The organism is Paenibacillus mendelii (genome assembly GCF_024498075.1).
Classification (GTDB): domain Bacteria; phylum Bacillota; class Bacilli; order Paenibacillales; family Paenibacillaceae; genus Paenibacillus_Z; species Paenibacillus_Z mendelii.
In genome coordinates this window covers 1-670 of sequence record NZ_JANHOF010000077.1, presented here as the reverse complement: position 1 = coordinate 670, position 670 = coordinate 1, and the positions used below count along the sequence as shown (strand labels likewise).

At 57.5% G+C, this 670-nt stretch carries 2 protein-coding genes; both read left to right on the top strand.

Annotation, left to right across the window (positions count from 1 at the left end; all coding sequences use genetic code 11):
• Positions 1 to 248: hypothetical protein (locus tag NNL21_RS36115; RefSeq protein WP_256555734.1), on the top strand; the 248-nt coding region annotated here is incomplete at its 5' end.
• Between the two features lie 42 nt (positions 249 to 290).
• Positions 291 to 670 (top strand): hypothetical protein (locus NNL21_RS36110; RefSeq protein WP_256555732.1); only part of this gene is annotated, 380 nt, incomplete at its 3' end.

Here is a 670-nt window from a genome sequence, read left to right as displayed (position 1 = left end):
CCAGCATATTTGTGCTGTTAGGCCCAAAAGCGGCGTTACAGCTTGCATTTCAGGGCCGCGCGTTGGCTGTAACGCCGCTTTCTACCGTTACAGCTGCCAAACCCGCTCCCTGCTCCAGCATATTTGTGCTGTTAGGCCCAAAAGCGGCGTTACAGCTTGCACTTCAGGGCCGCGCGTCGGCCGTAACGCCGCTTTCTACCGTTACAGCTGCCAAGTCCGTTCCCTGCTCCAGCATGTTGGTGCTGTAACGCCGATAATCGGCTTTACAGCTTGCACTTCAGGGCCGCGCGTTGGCTGTAACGCCGCTTTCTACCGTTACAGCTGCCAAATCCGATCCCTGCTCCAGCATATTTGTGCTGTTAGGCCCAAAAGCGGCGTTACAGCTCGCATTTCAGGGCCGCGCGTCCGCTGTAACGCCGCTTTCTACCGTTACAGCTGCCAAACCCGCTCCCTGCTCCAGCATTTTGGTGCTGTTAGGCCCAAAAGCGGCATTACAGCTCGCATCTCAGGGCCGCGCGTCGGCTGTAACGCTGCTTTCTACCGTTACAGCTGCCAAACCCGCTCCCTGCTCCAGCATATTTGTGCTGTTAGGCCCAAAAGCGGCGTTACAGCTTGCATTTCAGGGCCGCGCGTTGGCTGTAACGCCGCTTTCTACCGTTACAGCTGCCAA